The organism is Amycolatopsis sp. NPDC004368 (assembly GCF_053602515.1).
The window spans coordinates 677,117-699,192 of sequence record NZ_JBSGDT010000001.1; the positions used below are offsets into that span (position 1 = coordinate 677,117).

A 22,076-nucleotide genomic window follows, 5' to 3' on the forward strand; every position below is an offset into this window, starting at 1 on the left:
ATTGGCGAACTCCGGTCCGAAGTGGACTGCCGTCCACGTGGGGGCTGTTCGACCTGGTCGAGCACCTTCGGCGCCCCACGTGGGGTGAACCGCGCCACGCCCGCTACCAGCACTTTCAGGCCGGCAGTGCCCAGTGTCGTCACCTGAAGGCCTCCGGCAACACTGCCCGCCCGAGGTGGGCTGCCGTCGGTACCGGGGGTGGGCTGGGTCTCAGGGAGCAATCCCCGCCTCAGCCAACGCCTTCTGCACCGAAAACTCCCGACCCACCGCATAACACCCCTCGTACCGCGCCCCCAACTCCGCGCGCGCCCGCTCAGCCACCGAGGCCACGTCCGGTTGACCCGCGACCTCCGTCCCCCGCGCGGCCGCCGCGGCGCCCAGCAGCGTGGCCGCCTCCTCCGGTCGGGAGTCCAGCAAAGCCGCACCCGCCACGCATTCCAAGGCCGATGCCAGCACGGTGCTGTCCTGCCACTGGTGCGCCGCCTCCACGGCCGTGCGCATCAACGCCCGAGCCTCGGCGCCCTGGCCCGAAGCGACACAAACCCACCCCAGCGCAACGATCGCCGCCCCGCGGACGGCGGCGGCCGAGAAGGAGCCACCGGTGCATTCGGCCAGCGCCTGTTCGGCGAGGGAGCGCGCGGCCGCCAGGTCGCCGTCGCGGCGGGACAGGCCCGACAGGCCGACGTAGCCGGAGGCGCGGGTTTCCGGCATGCCCGAGCGGTGGGCCAGGGCGATCACGCGCGAATAGTCCTCGCGGGCACCCGCGAGGTCGCCCTGGAGGGCGCGGCTGTCGGCGCGGCGGCACAGCAGGTCGGCGTAGTCGTCGGCGGCGCCGAGTTGCTGCATGAGGTCCATGGACTCCGTCATGGCGGCCGTGGCCTCGTCCCAGCGCCCGCGCCAGGTCAGCAGCTGGGACAGGTGGTCGAGCGACATGGACAGCCCCCAGCGTTCCCCGAGGGCGCGGTAGCGGGCCTCGCCCTCGCGCAGGCCGGCCTCGGCCGCGGCGAGGTCGCCGGTGAGCATCGCGCGCAGGCCGCTGCCCATGGGGACCAGCGCGCTGGTCCAGGGGTCACCGCCGGCCATCAGACGGGTTCGGGTGAACAGCGTCTCCTCGTCGGCGGGCGGGCCGATCACCACACCCAGCAGCAGGCTCAACGTCGGATGCCTTGGGGCCCAAGCCACATCACGTGCGTAATTCTCCACTGTGGACTGATAGGGCACCGTCGCTTCGTGGCCGGGGGCGCCCGACATCGCGTTGAGCAAGCACATCAGGAACTGTTCTTCGTGCCCCGGGGGCGCGGTGGGACCGCAGCGTTTCACGACCTCCAGCGACAGCGTCGCGCCCTCGTAGCGGCGGCCGCGCATCCACCAGTACGTGGCCAGCGCGGCTGTCAGGCGCAGCGCCGTGAGCAGGTCCTCGTCGGTCGCCCAGCGCAGGGCGGCGACGAGGTTGTCGTACTCCGCGTCGAGGCGGTCGAGCCAGCGCAGCTGGTCGGCGGTGCGCAGCCTCGGGTCGGCTTCCTCGGCCAGCGCCAGGAAAGCGGCGGCGTGCGCGGCACGAAAAGGTCGGCTCTCGCCCGAACCCGCGAGCTTCTCGGCGCAGAACGCGCGGATCGTCTCCAACATGCGGTAGCGCTCGCCCGTGGTCTCGACCAGTGACTTGTCCGCGAGACCCGGCAGCAGGTCGACGGCGTCGGGCACCTCGCACACCTGCTCGGCCAGCGCGAGGGTCGCGCCGCCGGAGAACACCGTGAGCCGGCGGGCGAGGCGGCGTTCGTCGTCGTCCAGCAGTTCCCAGCTCCACTCCACCACGCCGCGCAGCGAACGGTGCCGCGTCTCCGCCGTGCGGCTGCCGCGCGCGAGCAGGTGGAAGCGGTTGTCCAGCCGGGCGGCGATCTCGCCGACGGGCAGCGTCCGCACGCGTGCCGCCGCCAGCTCCAGCGCCAAGGGCAGGCCGTCCAGCGCCGCGCAGACGTGCTGGACGTCGCCGATCGTGTCGTCGGAAACGCGGAACGCCGGGTCGCTCGCGGCCGCGCGGTCGGCGAACAGCCGCACGGCCGGGAAACCCAGCGCCTCGGCCGCGGGTGTGCCGGGCGGCGGCACGGCCAGCCGCGGCACGGGTGCCAGCTGCTCACCCGTGATGCCCAGCGGCTCGCGGCTCGTCGCGAGCACCCGCAGGCCGGGGCACGCGGGCAGCAGGCGCGCGAGCAGCCGCGCGGCGGCGTCGACCACGTGCTCGCAGTTGTCCAGCACCAGCAACGTCGCCTGGTCCCGCAACGCCGACACCAGCCGTTCCACGGGATCCTGCACCCCCGAACCCCGCAGCGGCGAAGCACCTTCACGCAGCCCCAGTGCACTCAGCACGGCCTGCCCGACGTCGTCGGCCACGTGCGGCGCCAGCTCCACGAACGCCGCCGGCCCCGCCGACCTCTCCGACGCCGACGCGACCTCGACCGCCAGCCGCGTCTTGCCCGTGCCGCCGGGCCCCAGCAACGTCACCAACCGCGCGTGCCGCAGCAGCTCACCGACTTGCCGCAGCTCGCCGTCCCGGCCGACGAAGCTGGTCAGTTGCGCGGGCAACGGTGTAGACGCGGCCGCCGGTTCATTGCGCAGCGCGGCGAGGTGCGCCTCCGCCAGCTCGGGCCCGGGGTCGGTGCCCAGCTCGTCGGCCAGCGTGCGCCGCGCGTCCTCGAACGCCGCCAGCGCCTCCGCCGAGCGGCCCGCCGCGTGCAGCGCGCGCACGAGCTGCGCCCGCGAGCGTTCCCGCAGGGGAGCGGCGGCGACGGCCGCCCGCAGCTCGTCCAGCACCTCCGCCGCGCGCCCCAGCGCCACCTCGGCGTCGACGCGATCCCCGGCCGTGTCCGACCGCAGTTCTTCGAGGCGCGTTGCCTGCGTCGCCGCGAAGGGCGCTTCGGTCACGTCAGCGAACGCCGGCCCACGCCAGAGCGCCAACGCTTCGCCGAGCAGGTCGCTCGCCCGCGTGGCGTCGCCCGCCGCGAGCTCGCGCCGCCCGTCTCCGGCGAGGCGCTCGAAGCGGTGGACGTCGACCTCGTCGGGCTCGACCGCGAGCCGGTAGCCCGCGCCGGTGAACTCCACGGGCGCCACGGATTTCAACGCACTGCGCAACCGCGAGACCTGTGACTGCAGCGCGTTGGCCGCGCCGTCGGGCGGCTGCTCGCCGTAGAGGCCGTCGATCAGCCGCTCCGCCGGCACGAACCGGCCCGCCTCCAGCGCCAGCTGCGCGAGCAGCGCCCGCACCCGGGGCCCTCCGACGACCACCGGCTCGCCCACCGCGTCCCACGCCGTGACCGCCCCCAGAACCCCGATCCGCATGCGGCAAGACTAGGCGCTCACACGCCCGTCACCGGCAGGTTTCGTCCCCACGCCCGGCTCGGCCGAAGGCGTCTCTACACTGCGGGGCGAGATAACGCAACGTGCGGTCCGCGGAGCAAACAGGAGTGGGGATGTCTGGACAACCGGCCGACCAACCGGTGCTGCTCGGGAAACCGACCGTCGGCGAGGAGGAGCTGGCCGCGGTTGCCGAGGTGTTCCGCTCGGGCTGGCTCGCCGGGGCCGGCCCCGCGTGCCGCCGGTTCGAAGAGCGCTTCGCCCAGGCCACCGGCACCGCCCACGCCCTGACCACCAGCAGCTGCGGCGCCGCGTTGTTCCTCGGGCTGAAGGTGCTCGGCGTGAAGCCGGGCGACGAGGTCATCGTCGGCGACTACACGTTCCCGGCCACCGGCCACGCCGTGCTGCAGGCCGGCGGGAAGCCCGTGTTCGCCGACATCCGGCCCGACATCTTCAGCGCCGACCCGGCCGCGATCGAAGCGCTGATCACGCCACGCACGGTCGGCATCCTCGCCGTGGACGTCGCGGGCCTGCCCGGCGACTTCGACGAGTACCGGGCCATCGCCGACAAGCACGGCCTGTGGCTGTTCGAGGACGCCGCCTGCTCGGCCGGCGCCACCTACAAGACGCGCCCGGCCGGCAGCCTCGCCGACCTCGCCGCGTTCTCGTTCCACGGCCGCAAGGGCATCACCGCGGGCGAGGGCGGCGCGCTCGTGTCGAACCGCGAAGACCTCATCTCCCACGCGCGCAAGATGCACACCTACGGCATCGAGCCCGCCATCAGCCGCGAGGGCTCGGGCACGCTGCCGATCCCCGAGTTCCACGAGCTGGGCTGGAACTTCCGCCTGTCGGACATCCAGGCCGCCATCATGGGCGTGCAGCTCGACCGCCTGCCCGACCTGCTCGGCGCCCGCCGCGCGGTGGCGAAACGCTACACCGAGGCGTTCGCCGACGTGGCAGGCACAGGGGCGCTCACCGTCCCCGTCGAGCTGCCCGACCGCGAGCACCCGTGGCAGGCCTACCTGCTCACGGTCGCGCCCGAGGTGAGCCGCGACGCGCTGGCGCTGCGGATCCGCGACCAGGGCGTGCAGTGCAACTTCGGCACGTACGCTTCGCACCTGCAGCCGGTGTACGGCGAGCAGCAGCCGCTGCCCGTGTCTGCCGACGCGTTCCGCCGGCAGCTGGCCATCCCGATGCACGCGGAGCTCACCGAAGCCGAGGTCGACCGCGTGGTGACCACGGTGCGCGAAGCAGTCCACGCGCTCAGCTGACCAACCAGACCACCGATCGAGGAGAAGCAGCGACCATGTCCGAGAAGAAGGTGTTCTTCACCGGTGGCGGTGGGTTCATCGCCGCGCACGTCATCCCGCTGCTGCTGGACGGCGGGTACACCGTCCGCATCTTCGACAACATGACCCGCGGCGACCGGGCTCGGGTCAACGAGTTCGTGGCCACCGGCAAGGTCGAGCTGGTCGAGAAGGACGTGCGCTACGGCGGCGCGGTGCGCGAGGCCATCCGCGGCTGCTCGCACGTGATCCACTTCGCCACGGTGTCGATCAACAAGTCCGTCGCCGACCCGCACGAGTCGATCGACATCAACATGTCCGGCAACCACAACGTCTTCGCCGCGGCGGCCGACGAGGGTGTCGAGCGCCTGGTGTTCGCGTCCACCGCTTCGGTCTACGGCGAGCCCAAGCGCCTGCCGATGCACGAGGACGACGAGCTGCGCCCGCTCACGCCGTACTGCATCTCCAAGCGCGCCGGCGAAGACCTGCTCGGCTTCTACGAGCGCACGAAGGGCCTGTCCTGGAACGCGCTGCGCTTCTTCAACGTGTACGGCCCGGGCCAGAAGATCGAGGCGTACTACACGTCGGTCATCAACCACTTCATCCAGCGCCTGCGAGCCGGCCAGCCGCCGATCATCGACGGCCGCGGCGACCAGTCGATGGACTTCGTGCACGTGAGCGACCTGGCCCGCTCGGTCGTCGCCGCGCTGGAGTCGGAGCGGTCGAACCTGCCGATCAACATCGGCACCGGCGTCGACACGTCCATCGCCACGCTCGCGAAGATCCTCATCGAGGCCGTCGGCGTCGACGTGCAGCCGCAGTTCAACGAGCGCGACGTGCTCGTGTCGCGGCGCGCCGCGGACATCACGCGGGCCCGCGAGGTTCTGGGCTGGGAACCGACCATCACGGTGGAAGAAGGCATGCGCCAGTTGGTCAGGGAATCCGAGTGAGTGGCACTGCGGGCCCCGCCCGAGGACGTGCGATGCGCATCGCAGTGGTCAACAACTTCTTCCCGCCCCGCGTCGGCGGCAGCGCGCACATGTCCGCGTCGCTGGCGGCCGAGTACGTGGCCGCCGGGCACGAGGTCCTCACCATCACCGCGGCCTACGAGGACGCGCCGGCGCAGGAGGAGCGCGACGGCTACCGGGTCGTCCGCCTGCCCGCGGCCAAGATGCCGCAGCTGGGCCTGTCGATCGACTTCGACATGAGCTTCGCGGCCCTGAAGCCGGGCAACTGGCGGCGGCTGTGGAAGCTGCTCGACGAGTTCAAGCCCGACGCGCTGCACCTGCACGGCCAGTTCTTCGACCTGTCGTGGCTGGCCGGCTTCTACGCGCGGCGCCACAAGCTGCCGGTGCTGCTGACCATCCACACGCTCCTGATCAGCGACAACAAGCTGTACTCGAGCGTGTTCCGGCTGCTCGACGCCGTGCTGGTGAAGCCGGTGCTGAGCTACATCCGGCCGCGCTACGTCATCCTCGACAAGCTGGGCGTGGACTACTGCGTCGAGCGCTACGGCACGAGCGACGCCAACTCCGAGTACTTCCCGATCGCCGTCGACACGGGCCACTTCGCCAAGCCGGTGACCAAGGACGTGCGCGCGGAGCTCGGGCTGGGCGACGCGCCGCTGATCGTGTCGCTCGGGCACGTGATCCCGCTGCGCAACCGGCTGCCGCTGATCGAGGCGCTGCCGGCGATCCTCGAGCGCCACCCCGGTGTCCGCGTGGTGATCGTCGGCCGCGTCTACCACGACGCGTTCCTCAAGCGCGCCGAAGAGCTGGGCGTCGCCGAGGCGCTGGTGGTGACCGGTGCGGTGCCGAAGCAGGACGTGCCCGCGTACTTCGCGGCCGCCGACATCGTCACCCACGACCTCAACGGCGGCTGCGGCACCGCATCGCTCGAGGCGATGCTGTCCGGCACGGCCACGATCGCGTCCGTCACCGAGGACAACTACCCCGGAATCGAGCTGCGCAACGGCGAGAACATCCTGCTCGTGCGCCCGGACGACGCCGAGGCCGTGGAGAAGACCGTGCTTTCGCTGCTCGACGACCCGGCGCTTCGGGAACGGATCGCCGCTCGCGAAAGCGCCATGGTCCGGGCCAATTTCGGCCTCGACGTGGTGGCCGAGGAACACCTGCGCGTGTTCACGAAACTGGTGGACGATGTTCTTTGACGACGACCGCAGCAACCGCCTGCGGCCGATGATCCTGAACGACCTCGTCGCCCAGTACATGAACGACGCCGAGCGGGCGCAGTTCTTCGGGCTTCCTTCGACGTGCCGCGTGCGTGAACGCGTGAAGATCGTCAGCCCCGAGAACCTGCGCATGGGCGAGCACTGCTGGGTCGGCGAAGGCGCCGTCCTCGACGCGAGCGGCGGCCTGGAGATCGGCGAGCACACCAGCATCGGCCTCAACACGCTGGTGTTCACCCACTCCAGCTGGCTCGCGAACATGACGCTGCAGAACCACTCCGGCAGCGACCTGATCGAACGCAAACCCGTGAAGATCGGCAAGGGCTGCTTCATCGGCGGCCTGGTCGTGATCATGGCCGGCGTGACCATCGGCGACTTCGCGACCGTGCAGCCGAACTCGGTGGTGGCCAAGGACGTGCCGCCGCGCACCCTGGTCGCCGGCAACCCGGCGCGCGTGTTCCAGCGCTACGACGAGGAGTACATCGCCTCGGAGGTCGAACGGGTGCGCACGGAGAACGCCCGCCGCCGCGACCTGTCGGGCGACGCAGGCGGCTGGGGCTCCCCGGCGGGCGACTTCAGCGGGTAGCCTTGAGGTGGCCGGTGAACGCGGACGGTAGTCTTGATCACTGTTCCGGTCACTGAAAGTGAAGGAGTCCTCATGAGTGCCCTCGAGTGGCCTCACCACCTCCTGACCCTCGACGACTGGGCGGAACTTCCGGAGACCTCGGAGTTCCACGTCGAAGTCGTCGAAGGGGTTCTCGCTGTGTCGCCGCGCCCGTTGTCGTTGCACCAACTGGCCATTGGGTGCTTGCCGTACGTCCTCAACTCGCAGCTTCCGAAGGAACTGCGCGCGGTGCCGGAGATGGAGATGGTGGTCGAAGCGTCGCCGCTGACGGTCCGAGTGCCGGACGTCCTGGTGGGGCCTTCCGACGTCATCCTCGCGAACGTGCCGAGGATTCCTGCCGTGGATGTGTCGCTGGCTATCGAGATCCTGTCCGAGGGTACGAAGCGCACCGACCAGGTCACCAAGCATTTCGAGTACGCCGACGCCGGCATCGAGCACTACTGGATCATCGATCTCGACGCACCGGTCAGCATGATCACCTATCGTCTTGTCGACGGCGACTACGAGAACTTCGGCGAGCACTCCGGCAAAGTCGAACTCGAAGTCGCGGGCAAGACCGTGGTGCTCGACCTGGACGCGCTCACCCAGGGTCGCGTGCAAACGCTCTAGCGGCGACAACCTCCGCCGTGCCCAGCCGTCCCGTAAGTGTGGAGATCGGGGGTACGCCGGTGGCGCGAAGTGACGACGAGTTCGTCGAGTTCGTGCAGGCGTCCTCGAACCGGCTCACGCACGCGGCCTTCCTGCTCACCGGTGACCGGCACCAGGCCGAAGACGCGGCGCAGACGGCGTTCGCGCGGACGTACGCGGCGTGGTCGCGCGTGAAGCGCAAGGACGCCTACGCGTATGCGCGCACCGTGCTCGTCAACCACGTGATCGACGGCTGGCGGCGGCCCCTGCGCGAGTACGCCTCCGAGGAAGTGCCCGAGCGGCCGACCGGCCAGGACGTGGCGCAGGCGGTGACGCAGCGTGAGTGGCTGACCTCCGCGCTGGCGCGCCTGACGGGCCGCGAACGGGCCGTGGTGGTGCTGCGGCACTTCTTCGACCTGCCGGAACAAGCGGTGGCCGACGAACTGGGGGTGTCGGTGGGTACCGTCAAGAGCACGAACTCACGGGCGCTCGCGAAGCTGCGCGTGGACGCCGGACCGGAAGACGTGCTGATCGGAGGGAGCGGGCGGTGAACGACCTCGACAAGCTGCGCTCCGCGTTGCACGAAGAACCCGAGCAGCCGTTCGCCGCGCCTGACCTGGGGCGCATCATCACCGAGGGGCGCCGGATCCGGCGGCGCCGCAGGATCGTGACCGGCGCCGGAGGGGCCGTAGCGGTGGTGGCCGTGGTCGGGATCGTGGTCGGGGCCGTCGCGCTGCGGACGCCCACCGAACCGCAGCCGGTGCCCGTGGCCGCGCCGCCCGTCGCGTCGAGCAGTGGACCGACAACGCCGACAACGCCGACAACACCGTCGACGCTGCCCACGCCGCCCACGTACGCGCCGGCATCCGACGGCAAGCTGCCCCCGGCCGAGCCGTACGGCGACGTCATCCACTCCGGCATCGAGACCGGCGGGGGCGAGCTCGTCTTCTACGTCACGAAGCTCGACGACGTGGTCCTGCCGGGCATCCACTTCAGCGTTCTGGCCGCGGTCCAGACCAAGAGCGGCGTGCGCGAGCTGTACTCCAGCAACGAGATCCGCGGCTCCGACACGTCGTTCGGCTTCCACGCCACGGCGGGCGGCATGGCCGCCGGCGACAGCTACGTGCCCGTCTTCGGCTACTTCGCCGGGCCGGCCGTGAAGATCACCAGCACCGTGCGCGGCAAGCCCGTGGTCGCGAACACCGCGCGCTGGAGTGTGAACCCCGACGTGGTCGTGTTCTGGTTCAACCCCAAGGAAGTGCCGTCCTCGGGCGTACTGACTCCGTTGGTCGCGTACGGCAAGGACGGCACCCGCCTCACGAAGTAGCTGTACCGAAAACTAAGCCGCGGCCTGCGTCAGCACCTGCGCCACCACGTGGTGCGACGGCAGGATCAGGTCGCGTTCCACCGCGGCGTCGATCTTGCCCTCGAGCAGGTCCAGGAACCGGTCGAGCTGCGTCGCCAGCGGCTCGCGCGCGGTGACCAGCTCGGGGATCTCGATCACGGTCTGCTGCCGGTAACCGAGGCCATCGGGCGTCACGGAGTCGTGCGACACGTGCCGGTAGATGGTGACGTCGCGGCGCAGCAGGTCGATCTCGATCAGCCGGTCCAGTTCGGACACGACCAGCGACCGCACCTTCTTCTGCCCCAGCCGGGAAGCCGAAACCGTGGCCAGGCCGGTGGGGAACGACAGCACCGTCTCGATGGTGTCCTCGGCGCCTTCCACCGACGACGGGTGGAAGTACCCCGCGCCCGAGGTGACGCGCGCCGGCGTGCTGCCGCCGAAGAACTGGATCGCCAGGTCCACGTCGTGCACCAGCAGGTCCCACGCGACACCGGTCTTGATGCGCGGCGCGTACGGGCCGTGGCGGCGCGCCATGAGGTGCACCGGCTCGTTGACCAGCGCCCGCGCCGTCATCACGGCGGGGTTGTAGCGCTCGAGCAGCCCGCACATCAGCGGCACGTCCTTCTGCTCCGACAGCGCCACGATCTCCTGCGACAGCTCGAGGCTGTTGCACACCGGCTTCTCGACGAGCATCGGCTTGCCCTGGCCCAGGATCTCCTGCGCCAGGTCGTAGTGCGCCTCGGTGGCCGACGCGAGCACCACAGCGTCCACATCGGACAGTGAACCGAGCTCGGGTGACCACTGGGTCTCGTAGCGGTCGGCCACGGCACGGCCGGCTTCCTCGCGCGGGTCGACCACGCGGACGAGCTTCACGCGCTCGTTGCCCGCCAGCACGCGCGCGTGCAGGGAACCCATGTTGCCCGTGCCGATCAGGGCGATGCGGTGGGTCATGCGCCGAGCACCTCGCGAACCGTTTCGATGATCGTGTCGAGCTGCTCGTCGGTCAGGTGCGGGTGCACCGGCAGCGACAGGGCCTGCGCCGCGACGGCCGAGGCCACCGGGAAGTCCTTGACGTCCGCCCCCGGGATCAGCTCGTGGCCGCGGTAGCAGTCGTAGTCGAACACGATCTTGGGGTAGTAGATCCCGTTGCCGATACCGCGTTCGGTGAGCGCCGCGGCCAGCTCGTCGCGCGAGAGCATCGCGTGCGGGCCCACCAGCACCGTGTACTGGTGCCACACGTGCTCACGGCCGGGCAGCACCTGCGGGATGTCGAGGCCCGGCGTGCCGGCCAGCCCCTCCGAGAGCCGCTTCGCGTTGGCCTGGCGAGCCGCGGTGAGCTGGTCGAGCTTCTCCAGCTGCGGGATGCCGACGGCCGCGTGCAGGTCGGTCATCCGGTAGTTGTGCCCGGCCATCTCGTACTGGTAGCGGGCGCGCATGCCCTGGTTGCGCAGCACGCGCAGCTTGTCGGCCAGCACGTCGTCGTCGGTGGTGATCACACCGCCCTCGGCGGTGGTCACGTTCTTCGTCGCGTACAGCGAGAAGCAGCCGATGCCGTATGAACCTGCGGCGCGCCCCTCGAACGACGCGCCGACCGCCTGCGCCGAATCCTCGATGACCTGGAGCCCGTGCTCGGCGGCGAGCGGGGCGAGCTTGCCCATGTCCGCCGTCTGGCCGTACAGGTGCACCGGCATCAGGACCTTGGTGCGGTCGGTCACGGCGGCGCCCACGGCGTCGGGGTCGGTCGCGAAGTCGTCGCGCCGGATGTCGGCGAACCGGACGGTGGCGCCGGCCTCCAGGATGGCGTTCAGCGTCGCGACGAACGTGAACGGCGAGGTGATCACCTCGTCACCCGGTGCCAGGTCCAGCGCCTGCAGTGAGGCGACCAACGCGGTGGTGCCGTTGTTCACGGCGATGGCGTGCTTCGTGCCCGCGACGTGCGCGAAGGCGTCCTCGAAGCGCTTGACCATCGGCCCCTGTGCGATGGCGCCGGATCGCAGCACCTCGACGACGAGGTCTTCCGCGTCACGGACGTCGACCACGGTAATGGGGATCATCGGCAGTCTCTCTCGGCAGGCGATTTCAGTGCGTCCGGTACAGTGCAGTGCGCTCAGGCCGCGAGGCCGAGAGCCGCCGGTTCTGCGCCCGGCTGCGCCTTGCGTGAACGCGGGCCACACGTTACCGGGCGCCGCCGCCTGCCCCAGACCCCAGGCCGCTCGCGACCCGACAGCGGCGGACAGATGAATGGATCACCGCAGTGTCTGACGCTCAGGCCGCGAGGCCAGGGACCAACCGAATCCACCCCACCGCCGTCATCGGCGAAGGTGTCGAGCTCGGCGACGACAACGTCATCGGACCGTACACGGTGATCGTCGGCCCGACCAGGATCGGCGACGGCAATTGGATCGGTCCGCACGTGACCATCGGCACCCCGGGCGAGGACCGCGGCGGCCCGCACCCCGTCGCGTGGGAGTCCGCGCCGGCCGGCGACCCGGCGCTCGACGGCCACGGTGTGGTCGTGGGCAGCCGCAACCGCATTCGCGAGTACACGAGCATCCAGCAGGGCACCTGGCGCGCCACGACCCTCGGCGACGACTGCTACGTGCTGCGCGGCAGCCACATCGGCCACGACGTGCTGGTCGACGACCAGGTCACGCTCGCGTGCAACGTGCTGCTCGGCGGCCACACCCACGTGTGGTCGTTCGCGAACATCGGCATGAGCACCGTCGTGCACCAGGGCGGCAGCATCGGCCCCGGCGCGATGGTCGGCATGGGCTCCGCGGTCCGCCGCGAGGTGGGTGCGTTCACGATCACGGTGGGCAACCCGGCGCGCGCCACCGGCGTCAACGTGGTGGGCCTGTCACGGCGCGGCCTGGACGAGGCCGCCGTCGAAGCCCTCTCGCCGTGGGTGAAGGGCAAGGGCGACCTCCCGGCCGAAGGACTGCCCGACGACCTCTCTACCTTGGTCAAGGCGTGGGAAGCCCGCCCGCGCGACGAACACTAGGAGCTGTGAAATGGAGATCGCCTCCAAGCTGCGTGAGGTCTTCGTCGAGGCGCTGGACCTCGATGGCGATGTCGACGTCGAGAACCTGAAGTACCGCGACATCGAGGCGTGGGACTCCGTCGGCCACATGGCGCTCGTCGCGGCCATCGAGGACGAGTTCGACGTCGAGTTCGACACCGACCAGGTCATCGACATGTCCAGCTTCAAGGTGGCCGTGGACATGGTCACCGACCTGCGGTCGAAGAATGACTGACCTCACCGGTCGCGTCGCGCTCGTCACCGGTGGCACGCGGGGGATCGGGCTGGCCACGGTTCGCGCGCTCGTCGAAGCGGGCGCGACCGTGGTCCTGACCGGCCGCGACGAGGCTCGGGCCAAGGAGGTCGCCGCCGACGCGGGGGCCGCGGCCGGCCTCGCGCTCGACGTCACCGACGCCAAGGCGGTCACCTCGCTGGTGCGGGGCGTGGCGAAGGAGCACGGCGCGCTCGACGCCGTGGTCGCCAACGCCGGGATCCTCGAAGACGCGCTGCTCGGCATGATCAGCGAGGACCTGGTCGACCGCCTGCTCCGCACGAACGTCGGCGGCACGATCAACACCGTGCAGGCCGCGTCGCGCGTGATGAGCCGGCGCAAGTCCGGCGCGATCGTGGTGCTGGCCTCGATCGTCGGCGAGAACGGCAGCGCGGGCCAGACGGCGTACGCCGCGTCGAAGGCGGCGGTCGGCAACATCGCGCGGTCCGCGGCGAAGGAGCTCGGCCGGCACAACATCCGGGTCAACGCGGTCGCGCCCGGGGTGATCGAAACCGACATGACGTCCCACCTCGGCGAGAAGGTCATCGCCGAGCGCATCGAGGACACGGCGCTGGGCCGGCTCGGCAAGCCGGAGGAGGTCGCGAAGGCGATCCGCTTCCTGGTGAGCGACGAGGCGTCCTTCGTCACCGGACAGGTGCTGGGGATCGACGGAGGCTTGGTGCTGTGACGCTGTGGGGTGCGGGAGCCCGGCTGGTCGACGCGGCCGGGGGCCGCACGCTGGCGGGCGACGAGCTGGACGCCGAGGTCGCGCGCGTCGCGACCGGGCTGGACGAACTGCCGGTCGGGGTGCTGTTCGCGCGCATGTCCGTGGACCTGGCGAGCGTGCTGCGTTACCTCGGCGCGGTCGAGGCCCACCGCGCGGTGGCGCTGATCGACCCGGCGCTCGACGCCGACGTGCTCGCGGGCCTGATCACGCGCTTCCGCCCCGCCGCCGTGCTGGCCGCACCGGACGCCCCGGCGCCCGAGGGCTACACGGTGGCCGGTGAGAACTGGGTGCGCGAGTCGGCCGACGGCGTGAAACCGCACCCCGACCTCGCCGTGCTGCTGCCGACCAGTGGTTCGACCGGCAACCCCAAGCTCGTGCGCCTGTCGCGCACCGGCCTGCTCGCCAACGCCGAAGCCATCGCCGAGGTGCTGCACGTCGACGCCGACGAGATCGCGCCCACGTGCCTGCCGCTGCACTACAGCTACGGCCTTTCCGTGCTGAATTCGCACCTCGTGCGCGGCGCGACGGTGGTGATCGAAGCGTCCGGCGTGCTCGGCCGCGGATTCTGGAACGCGGTGAACGAGTACGGCATCACGTCGCTGTCCGGCGTGCCGTACCACTACGAGATGTTGCGGCGCCTCAAGTTCGACCCCGCGAAGTACCCGACGCTGCGCACGCTCACGCAGGCCGGCGGCAAGCTGCGCGACGAGCTCGTGGTCGAGTTCAACGACAAGATGCGCGCGGTCGGCGGCCGGATGTACGTGATGTACGGCCAGACCGAGGCGTCGCCGCGCATGACCACCGTGCCCGCCGAGCGGCTGGCCGACAAGATCGGCTCGGCCGGGCCGGCGCTGCCCGGCGGCGCGTTCGCCGTCCGCCGCGACGACGGGGTCGAGACCACGCACCCCAAGATCGTCGGTGAGGTCGTCTACCGTGGACCCAACGTGATGATGGGCTACGCCGACGACGAGGCCGGCCTGGCCGCGGGCGACGAGTGCGGTGGGCAACTCGCCACCGGCGACCTCGGGTACCTCGACGAAGAGGGTTACCTGTTCATCACCGGGCGGCTCAAGCGCATCGGCAAGGTGTTCGGCAACCGCGTGAGCCTCGACGACCTGGAGCAGGCCGTGCGCCAGGCCGCGGTCGGCATCGAGGTTGTGGCGGCGGTGGCGGCGGGCGACAAGGTCGTGCTGTTCGCCGAGCTGCCCGAGGGCGATGGCGCCAAGGCGATCTGCAAGGACGCGTCGCGGGCGCTGGCCGAGCGGCTGCACCTGCACACCAGCGGGTTCGACGTGCGGCCGATCGACACGGTGCCGCTGCTGGCCAGCGGCAAGATCGACTACCGGTCGTTGGAAGGACGGGTATGAGTGTGTTCACGCGCTCGCAGGCCGAGCGGGAAGCGACGCTGCTGCCCGAGCTCGCGGAGCTGACCGCGCACCACCGCGCCCGTTCCGAGGGTTACGACCGCGTGTTGTCCTCGCTCGGTATCGCGCCGGACGCGTCGTTCGCGTCGATCGCGGACCTGCCGTGGCTGCCGGTGCGCATGTTCAAGAACCACGATCTCAAGTCGATCCCCGATGCCGAGGTGTTCAAGACGCTCACGTCGTCGGGCACCACCGGCGCCGGCGCGTCGCGCATCTACCTGGACAAGGACGCGGCGGCGGCGCAGACCCGCCAGCTCGGCGCCACGCTGCAGGAGGTGCTCGGCGGCGAGCGGTTGCCGATGCTGATGGTCGACACCATCGGCATCATCAAGAACCGCCGCTCGTTCTCCGCGCGCGGCGCCGGCGTGCTGGGTATGGCGAACTTCGGGCGCAAGCACACGTACGTGCTCGACGAAAACGACCAGCCCGACGTCGAGGCCGTGAAGAAGTTCCTCGCCGAGTACGGGGACAAGCCGTTCCTCATCTTCGGCTTCACGTTCATGGTGTGGCTCTACCTGTACGAGGTGGCGCGCGACCACGGCCTCGACCTGTCCAACGGCATCCTCATCCACTCCGGTGGCTGGAAGAAGCTGATCGACCGGGCCGTGGACAACACCGAGTTCCGCCGTCGGTTCAAAGAGGACACCGGCCTGACGCGGATCCACAACTACTACGGGATGATCGAGCAGATCGGCACCGTGTTCCTCGAGGGACCGTCGGGGAACTCGTTGTACTGCCCCGATTTCGCCGACGTGGTGATCCGCGACCCGGAGACGTGGCGCGAGCAGCCGGTGGGCAAGCCCGGGGTGATCGAGGTCGTCTCGACGCTGCCGCGCTCGTACCCGGGCCACGTGCTGCTGACCGAGGACCTCGGCGTGTACAACGGCATCGACGACGGTGACTGGCCCGGCAAGCACTTCTCCGTGCTGGGCCGGCTGCCGAAGGCCGAGGCGCGGGGTTGTTCGGACACGTTCTCGGGGGCTGCCGCATGAGCGCGTTGGAGCAGCGGTTTCCGCTGGGTGCTTCGGTTTCCGTCGACGCCCTACTCGACCAGGTCCGCGCCGAGCCGCCGGGCGGCCGCCTGACCGTCGGCGACCCGCGCGTGGTCGAGTTCGTCACGAAGTTCGCGCGCAAGCTGCTGGCACCCGCGCTGGCCCGGCGGTTCCCGGAGCTGGCCTCGCTGGGTTTCTTCCTGCGCAAGGGAGAGCTCGCCAAAGCACTGTCCACTCTGGACACAGCGGGCGACTCGCTGCGGTTCCCGCGCGGGCTCGTGTTCCACGTGCCGCCGGCCAACGTCGACACGATCTTCGTGTACTCCTGGGCGCTTTCGGCGCTGGCGGGCAACCCGAACGTCGTGCGCGTGTCGTCGCGCTCGGCCGGGGCGGCCGAGGCCGTGCTGGAGGCGCTGAACGCGGCGCTGGACGACGTGTCGCCGAAAACCGCGGCGACGATCCGCGCGACCCAGCGCATGGTGACCTACGACCGCAGCGACGAGATCAGCGGTGCCCTGTCGCTGGCCGCCGACCTGCGCGTGATCTGGGGTGGTGACGCTTCCGTCGCGGCGCTGCGCAAGTACCGGCTGGCGCCGCACGCGCGTGACCTCACGTTCCCGGACCGCTCGTCGTTCGCCGTCGCGTCGGTGCGCGGCTGGCAGGAAGCCACGCCGGAGCAGCGCCGGGGCGCGGCCGAAGGCTTCTACAACGACTCGTACTGGTTCGACCAGGCCGCCTGCTCGTCGCCGCGTGCGGTGTTCTGGGTCGGCGACGCCGAGGGCGCCCGCGCCGCGGGTGAGGAGTTCCGCGCGCTGCTGGCGTCGGTGCTCGAGGCCAAGCAGCACGTGACCGAGCCGGCCATGGCCGTGCAGAAGCGCGTGTCGGCCTACGGCGCGGCCGTCGACGGGCTCGTGTCGGCGATCTCTTTCGACGGAAATTCCCTGGCCACTTTGGAGCTCACCGACGCCACCGTGATGCCGCGGGAATGGCTCGGCGCGGGCACCTTCGCCAACGCGCACCTCACCTCGCTGAAGGAGCTCGTGCCGCTGGTCCTGCGCAAGGACCAGACGGTGGCGCAGTTCGGTTTCACGCGCGAAGAGCTGGTGGAGTTCGTGACCGAGCTGGCCGGGCGCGGTGTCGATCGGGTGGTTCCGTTCGGGTCCGCGCTGACGTTCGCGGGCGTCTGGGACGGTTACGATCTGCTTGCCGAGTTCAGCCGTCTGGTCACGGTGCAGGTCTGACCAGTGGTGACAGGTACGGGTGTGTGCTGTGAGGAGACTGGTCAGTGACGACCGTTCGAACGCCGGAGGAAGGCTCCGCGGCTCCTGCGAAGCCGAAGAAGTCGACCAAGGCGAGGATCCTCGACGCGGTGCGGTGGATCGCCATCGTGCTCGTGGTGGCCTTCGCGGCCAAGGCGCTCACCGACAACTGGACCGAGTTCTGGCACACGCTGTCCGGTGTGGCCTGGCAGTCGTCGGTGCTCAGCCTGGTCGCGCTGGTGTTGGCGATCATGGTGTCGACCTGGGGCTGGCAGGTGCTCGTCGATGACCTCGGCACGCCGATCGGTTACGTGCGCGGCGCGCAGATCTGTCTCGTCGGCTCGCTCGGCAAGTACGTGCCCGGTTCGGTGTGGGCGTACCTGCTGCAGATGGAGCTGGGCCGCAAGGCGGGCGTCGCCCGCGCCCGGATTTTCACCGGCTCGCTGATCCAGCTCGGGGTCGGTGTGGTGTCGGCGCTGGTCGTGTCGCTGCTGGCCGCGCCGGCCGTGTTCAGCAACAGCCCGCGCGCGATGTGGCTGTTCGTGCTGATCCCGGTCGGGCTCGCGCTGCTGCACCCGCGGGTGCTGACGTGGGGCACGTCGCTGGTCCTGAAGCTGCTGCGCCGTCCGCCGCTGGCCCAGCCGTTGAGCTGGGCTGTGGTCCTGAAGGCCTTCGGCGCCTCGGTGGGCGCGTGGGTGCTGCAGGGCGTGCACCTGTGGCTGCTGGCCAACTCGGTCGGCGCGCCGGGGTTCAGCGGGTTCATCCTGTGCGTCGGCGCGATGGCGGTCGCCATGACCGTCGGCACGTTCGCGTTCATCCTGCCGAGCGGTCTGGGCGTGCGTGAGGTCGCGCAGGTCGCGGTGCTCACGGCCAGCGGTCTCACGGTCGGCCAGGCCACGGCCTTCGCGGTCGCCTCGCGGGTCATGTTCACCGTCGCGGACCTCTTCACCGCCGGCGGCACCGCCGGTGCGGCCTGGCTGACCACGCGCCGCCAGGCCGTCACGGCGGGCTGAGGCGGCTCGCCCGCCGCCCGGCGAAGCCGTCCAGCACCGCGAGCCACGGCGGCGGGCCGGCGGCCTCAGTCAGCTCTTCAGCCGGTAGATCACGGCGTCGGAGTTGCGGTACACCTGCTGCAGGAACGGCGCCGTGTCGAGCCCGACGAGCCCGGGCGAGTTGTACGGCGGGTCCGGCGGAGCGGCCGGCTTGCCCAGGATCAACCAGTGGATGTTCAGCCGCTGCACGGCGGCGCGGACCTGCGGGTCGGTCTCGTACTCCTTGAAGCGGCGGGCCAGCAGCAGCGCGTCGGACGGCGGCGCCGTGCCGTCGTCGTGGGCGGCGACCGTGCGGACGCCGGACAGCGCGTAGGTCCAGACCGAGCCGTCGAGGCGGTCGTTCATGACCCACTCGCCGTGCGGCACGAGGCGGCCGAGTTCGACCATCGCCGCTTCCTCGCCCGGCGTGATGTTCTGGTCGCGCGGGTTGGCCGAGCGGTAGCCGGGAGCAAGCCGATCGCCGTTGGACTCCGCGTACAGGCCCTTCGTGAGGCCCGTGAAACCCAAGAGCACCAGCACCGCCAGGATCACGGCCGGCACGCGCGGTGGCAGGTGCTCGCTGATCCACGCCTGCAGCGACGCGATCCCGTGGCCGCCGATGAAGGCCAGCGGCACGATCGCCATCGAGATGAAGCGGTACGGGTCGTCCCACCACGGCCGTGCGAACGCCATCACCAGCGGCGAGTTCGACGACGACACCGCGGCGTACGCGAGGCCGCAGATCAGTGCGGTCACGCCGATCCAGCGCAGGTCGCCGAGGCGGCGGAAGAAGATGAACCCCAGCAGGAGCGCGGCCGAAAGCCAGATCTGCGGGTGCGGCTCCCAGTGCTGGAACCCGAGCAGCGCGCCGATCGCGGTGCTCGCCCGCCATTCGCTCGGCCAGCCGAGGTAGGGCAGGTCGCCCGCGGCCAGGCCGAGAGCGCCGAACAACTGCAGCCACGCGACCAGCACGGACACCACCGCGATCGGCAGCAGCGCGAGCAGGTCACGGCCGAAGCGGCGCCAGCGCGCGCCCGGCGCCACCCAGCGCTGCAGCAGCAGCGGCCCGGCGAACAGGACCGCGCCGAACAGCGTCGACGAGTGGATGCACAGCAGGCCGACGGCGCACACGACCAGGAGGAACCCGGTGTCCGGCGCGACACGGTCGAGGTAGCGCTTCAGCACGACGGCCGCGAGCGGCGTGAGCGCCAGCCCCAGCAGGAACGGGTACAGCGGCCCGCGGCTCATCGACTCGTAGAGGCCCATCACCGGCGCCACCGACACCAGCGCCACGGCGCCGGCCAGCACCGCGCGGCCGCGGAACTCGCGCACCAGCACGACCATCGACAACGCCAGCAGCCCCGGCAGCAGCACGGTGTTCACGTCGAGGACCTGCGGGATCGACCCGCCGCTCAGCGTGTACTGCACGGCCGCGAGCAGGTGGTAGGCGTTGGGGTAGAACGGCGGTTTCCCGTCCTCGTACCAGTTGAGCGAGCCCATGCCGAACAGCCCGCCGTCGCCGGTGGTGGCGATGTAGCGCACGCCGTTGGCCGCGTACGGCGCGTCGCCGCCCTGTGCGATGGCGCCGAGGTGGCCCATGCCGTGCACGGCGGCGAAGAAGCCGAGCGCCGTGGCCAGCAGCAGGCACGCGCCCACGGCCCAGTGCGCCCGTGCCGTCCAGACCTTCGGCTCCGGCTCCGGCGACCACCGGCGGGTCGTGAGCCGCCGCAGTCCGAACGCGACAGCCGCGAAGACCACAGTGGTCACCAGGTAGGTCCAGGTGTTGAACGGCAGGCCCACCGCGGCGGTCCACGGCCCGGCGAGGCCGCCGATCGCGTAGCTCAGCAGCGGGGTGAGCCCGGCCAGTACCCAGCCGCGCAGGCCCGCGGCCAGACCGGTGAGCAGCCCCGGCAGGCCCAGCACGAGCAGCAGGACGGCGAGACTCGCCACATCGGACAACAGTGTGGGTTCGCTCGGCAACAGACTTCCTCGGCTGTGACGGATCCGCTCGGTGCCCCCGGGTGGCGGATCGGAATCGGAGCCACAGATTAGCGGGCCCGATATACACCCGAACGGCTTATGTCCGGGAAGCGTAGTGAAGCGATTGACTGGAGTCTGTGAAGTGAGCGCTGGGACTGCCGAGATCACTGCCGAGATCACTGCCGAGATCACTGCCGAGATCACTGCCGAGATCACTGCCGAGATCACTACCGAGATCACTACCGAGATCACTACCGAGATCACTACCGAGATCACTACCGAGATCACTGTCGAGATCACTGCCGCATCTCCGCGTTTTCCGGCGAATCGCTCACTCGAAAGCGAGGTTTCGTCGCGGTTTTTCACCGTGGCGACCGGTGGGGACCGGTCAGGGGGCTGGAGGCAGGGGGTCGCGTGGTCTACGCGGTCGTGGGGGGCTGGCTGGTGCTGGGCGCGCTCGTCGTCGCGACCTGGCGCCGCATCGCGACCGACCCTGGGTGGCGGGCGTTCGTGGTGGTGCTCACGCTGGCATTTTCGCTGGTTCACCAGCTGTTGTTCGCCACCGCGACCGAAGACGCGCTCGTCACCTTCCGCTACGCGCAGAACATCGCCGACGGCAACGGGCCGGTGTTCAATCCCGGTGACCGGAACGAGGGTTACGCGAATTTCCTGTGGCTCGTGGTGATCGCGTTGCCGGGTGCTGCGTTCGGCGCGGATATCCCGACTTCGGCCGTTGTGCTGGGTGTTGTCGCGACGTTGGGGTGTGTTCTTCTCTCGTACTTCCTCGCCAATCGCGTCACGCGTCTCGCGTTGCCGGAAGGCGCCGTGCCGCAGCCCGCCATCGGGGTCGCCGCGGCGGTGCTCACGGCGGGCGCCAGCGGCCTCGCCGTGTACGGGCCGTCGGGTACCGAGCTGCCGATGTTCGTGGTGCTGGTGCTGGGTGTGGTCAACGCGCTCGTCGCCCGTCGCGCCGTGGTCGCGGGGGTGCTCGTGGCCGGGGCGGTGATGACGCGGCCCGAAGGTCTCGTGCTCGCCGTGGTCGCGGGGCTGTGGCTCGTGCTGGCCGCCGCGCGCGGCCGGCGCGACTGGTGGGCGCCCGGGGGATACGTGCTGGGGGCGCTGGTTTTCCTGGTGCCCTGGACGGCCTGGCGGGCCACGTACTACCAGCACTTCCTGCCCGATTCCGCCGTGCACCTGCTCGGCCCCGATTGGTCGTACCTGGCCGGGTTTTCCTTGGCGCACCTGGGTTTCCTCTTGCCGGCGGCGGTCGCGGCGGCGGCGCTGCTCGTGGTCCGCACACCCGAGCGCGCGGCCGAACCACGTTCGGTGTTGTGGCTGCTGTGCACGCTGGCGTTGTGTTTCACCGTTTTCGTCGTGGTGCTCGACGGCGACACCGGCCCGTCGTGGCGCCTGCTCGTGCCCGTCCCACCGCTGCTGGCGGTGGCCGCGGTCGGCACGTACGGCGTGCTGACCGCGGCCAACCCGTCGCCGAAACCCCGCACGGTGCCGCGGCTGGTGCCGGTGGTGGCGGCCGTGCTCGCCGGGTGCGCGGTGCTCGTTTCGGTGGTCAGCCCGCAGGTGCTCAAGGCCGTGCGGGCGTGGCACACCGACAGCGCGCAGCTCGCCGAGGTCGGCGAGTGGCTGGCATCGTACCTGCCGCCGGGTTCCGTGGTGAGCGCCGCAGCACCGGGCGCGATCGCCAGCCGCACGGGCTCGCGCCTGCTGGTGGGCCGGGGGTTGGCGCGTGCGACCGTCGACGTGCCCGAGGAATCCGGCTACGCCAAGACCCAGCTCTGCGCCGACGACAGCCGTGCCTGGTACCGCGTCGCGACGTTCCGCCGCACCGGCACGCCCTTCTGGATCTCCGTGTACCCGCGCGCCGACGAGGCGACCCGGCTCATCGGTTACCTCGATCGGGCACCGGATTTCCAGTACGTATCGTGCCCGGGGTGAC

General features: G+C 70.7%; 19 protein-coding genes. 15 read left to right on the plus strand and 4 right to left on the minus strand.

Going from position 1 to position 22,076, the window contains the following annotated elements; genetic code table 11:
* Positions 1-210: 210 nt before the first annotated feature.
* Complete coding sequence (locus ACWEOE_RS03125) at positions 211-3,333, minus strand: BTAD domain-containing putative transcriptional regulator (RefSeq protein WP_452003093.1); 3,123 nt, start codon at positions 3,331-3,333, stop codon at positions 211-213.
* Between the two features lie 131 nt (positions 3,334-3,464).
* Here ACWEOE_RS03125 and ACWEOE_RS03130 point away from each other — a divergent pair, with 131 nt between their 5' ends.
* The 7 genes from ACWEOE_RS03130 to ACWEOE_RS03160 are packed head-to-tail and all read left to right on the plus strand — an operon-like array spanning position 3,465 to position 9,401.
* A complete protein-coding gene (locus tag ACWEOE_RS03130) occupies positions 3,465-4,619 on the plus strand; it encodes a DegT/DnrJ/EryC1/StrS family aminotransferase (RefSeq protein WP_452003096.1) in 1,155 nt (384 codons plus the stop codon).
* A gap of 35 nt (positions 4,620-4,654) precedes the next feature.
* On the plus strand, positions 4,655-5,584 hold the full coding sequence (locus ACWEOE_RS03135; RefSeq protein ID WP_452003098.1) for an NAD-dependent epimerase/dehydratase family protein: 930 nt from the start codon (positions 4,655-4,657) through the stop codon (positions 5,582-5,584).
* A 32-nt stretch (positions 5,585-5,616) separates the two neighbouring features.
* Positions 5,617-6,804: a glycosyltransferase family 4 protein gene (locus ACWEOE_RS03140; protein WP_452003101.1), complete on the plus strand. Its 1,188-nt coding sequence runs from the start codon at positions 5,617-5,619 to the stop codon at positions 6,802-6,804.
* Positions 6,794-7,408: an acyltransferase gene (locus ACWEOE_RS03145; RefSeq protein WP_452003103.1), complete on the plus strand. Its 615-nt coding sequence runs from the start codon at positions 6,794-6,796 to the stop codon at positions 7,406-7,408. Before ACWEOE_RS03140 ends, ACWEOE_RS03145 begins: the two co-directional genes overlap by 11 nt.
* A gap of 33 nt (positions 7,409-7,441) precedes the next feature.
* Entirely contained in the window at positions 7,442-8,056 is a 615-nt protein-coding gene (locus ACWEOE_RS03150) for a Uma2 family endonuclease (protein ID WP_452003105.1), read from the plus strand.
* 59 nt (positions 8,057-8,115) lie between these two features.
* A complete protein-coding gene (locus tag ACWEOE_RS03155; protein ID WP_452003107.1) occupies positions 8,116-8,625 on the plus strand; it encodes a SigE family RNA polymerase sigma factor in 510 nt (169 codons plus the stop codon).
* Positions 8,622-9,401, plus strand: coding sequence for a hypothetical protein (locus tag ACWEOE_RS03160; protein ID WP_452003110.1), 780 nt, complete (start codon positions 8,622-8,624; stop codon positions 9,399-9,401). Before ACWEOE_RS03155 ends, ACWEOE_RS03160 begins: the two co-directional genes overlap by 4 nt.
* Positions 9,402-9,413: 12 nt before the next feature.
* On the opposite strand, the gene ACWEOE_RS03165 is transcribed toward ACWEOE_RS03160, so the two are convergent.
* Together ACWEOE_RS03165 and ACWEOE_RS03170 are read right to left on the minus strand one after the other, a co-directional pair.
* Positions 9,414-10,370, minus strand: coding sequence for a Gfo/Idh/MocA family protein (locus tag ACWEOE_RS03165; protein WP_452003113.1), 957 nt, complete (start codon positions 10,368-10,370; stop codon positions 9,414-9,416).
* Positions 10,367-11,473: a DegT/DnrJ/EryC1/StrS family aminotransferase gene (locus ACWEOE_RS03170; protein ID WP_452003115.1), complete on the minus strand. Its 1,107-nt coding sequence runs from the start codon at positions 11,471-11,473 to the stop codon at positions 10,367-10,369. Before ACWEOE_RS03170 ends, ACWEOE_RS03165 begins: the two co-directional genes overlap by 4 nt.
* Before the next feature lie 200 nt (positions 11,474-11,673).
* Between ACWEOE_RS03170 and ACWEOE_RS03175 the strand changes: the two genes are divergently transcribed.
* The 7 genes from ACWEOE_RS03175 to ACWEOE_RS03205 are packed head-to-tail and all read left to right on the plus strand — an operon-like array spanning position 11,674 to position 18,124.
* Entirely contained in the window at positions 11,674-12,420 is a 747-nt protein-coding gene (locus ACWEOE_RS03175) for a UDP-N-acetylglucosamine acyltransferase (RefSeq protein ID WP_452003118.1), read from the plus strand.
* 10 nt (positions 12,421-12,430) lie between these two features.
* Complete coding sequence (locus ACWEOE_RS03180; protein ID WP_452003121.1) at positions 12,431-12,673, plus strand: acyl carrier protein; 243 nt, start codon at positions 12,431-12,433, stop codon at positions 12,671-12,673.
* Complete coding sequence (locus ACWEOE_RS03185; protein WP_452003124.1) at positions 12,666-13,397, plus strand: SDR family NAD(P)-dependent oxidoreductase; 732 nt, start codon at positions 12,666-12,668, stop codon at positions 13,395-13,397. The genes ACWEOE_RS03180 and ACWEOE_RS03185 overlap by 8 nt, the downstream gene beginning before the upstream one ends.
* Complete coding sequence (locus ACWEOE_RS03190) at positions 13,394-14,803, plus strand: AMP-binding protein (RefSeq protein WP_452003126.1); 1,410 nt, start codon at positions 13,394-13,396, stop codon at positions 14,801-14,803. Before ACWEOE_RS03185 ends, ACWEOE_RS03190 begins: the two co-directional genes overlap by 4 nt.
* Positions 14,800-15,852 carry a LuxE/PaaK family acyltransferase gene (locus ACWEOE_RS03195; RefSeq protein ID WP_452003128.1) on the plus strand — a complete coding sequence of 351 codons (1,053 nt, stop codon included), beginning with the start codon at positions 14,800-14,802 and terminating at the stop codon, positions 15,850-15,852. Before ACWEOE_RS03190 ends, ACWEOE_RS03195 begins: the two co-directional genes overlap by 4 nt.
* The gene (locus ACWEOE_RS03200; RefSeq protein ID WP_452003131.1) at positions 15,849-17,093 is read left to right on the plus strand and encodes an acyl-CoA reductase; all 1,245 of its coding nucleotides are present in this window, start codon (positions 15,849-15,851) and stop codon (positions 17,091-17,093) included. The genes ACWEOE_RS03195 and ACWEOE_RS03200 overlap by 4 nt, the downstream gene beginning before the upstream one ends.
* A 44-nt stretch (positions 17,094-17,137) precedes the next feature.
* Positions 17,138-18,124, plus strand: coding sequence for a lysylphosphatidylglycerol synthase transmembrane domain-containing protein (locus ACWEOE_RS03205; protein WP_452003133.1), 987 nt, complete (start codon positions 17,138-17,140; stop codon positions 18,122-18,124).
* Between the two features lie 69 nt (positions 18,125-18,193).
* Here the strand turns inward: ACWEOE_RS03205 and ACWEOE_RS03210 are convergent, their stop codons facing one another.
* Positions 18,194-20,122: a DUF6541 family protein gene (locus ACWEOE_RS03210; RefSeq protein WP_452003136.1), complete on the minus strand. Its 1,929-nt coding sequence runs from the start codon at positions 20,120-20,122 to the stop codon at positions 18,194-18,196.
* 414 nt (positions 20,123-20,536) lie between these two features.
* Between ACWEOE_RS03210 and ACWEOE_RS03215 the strand changes: the two genes are divergently transcribed.
* Entirely contained in the window at positions 20,537-22,075 is a 1,539-nt protein-coding gene (locus ACWEOE_RS03215) for a hypothetical protein (RefSeq protein WP_452003139.1), read from the plus strand.
* The last annotated feature ends 1 nt before the right edge of the window (position 22,076 follow it).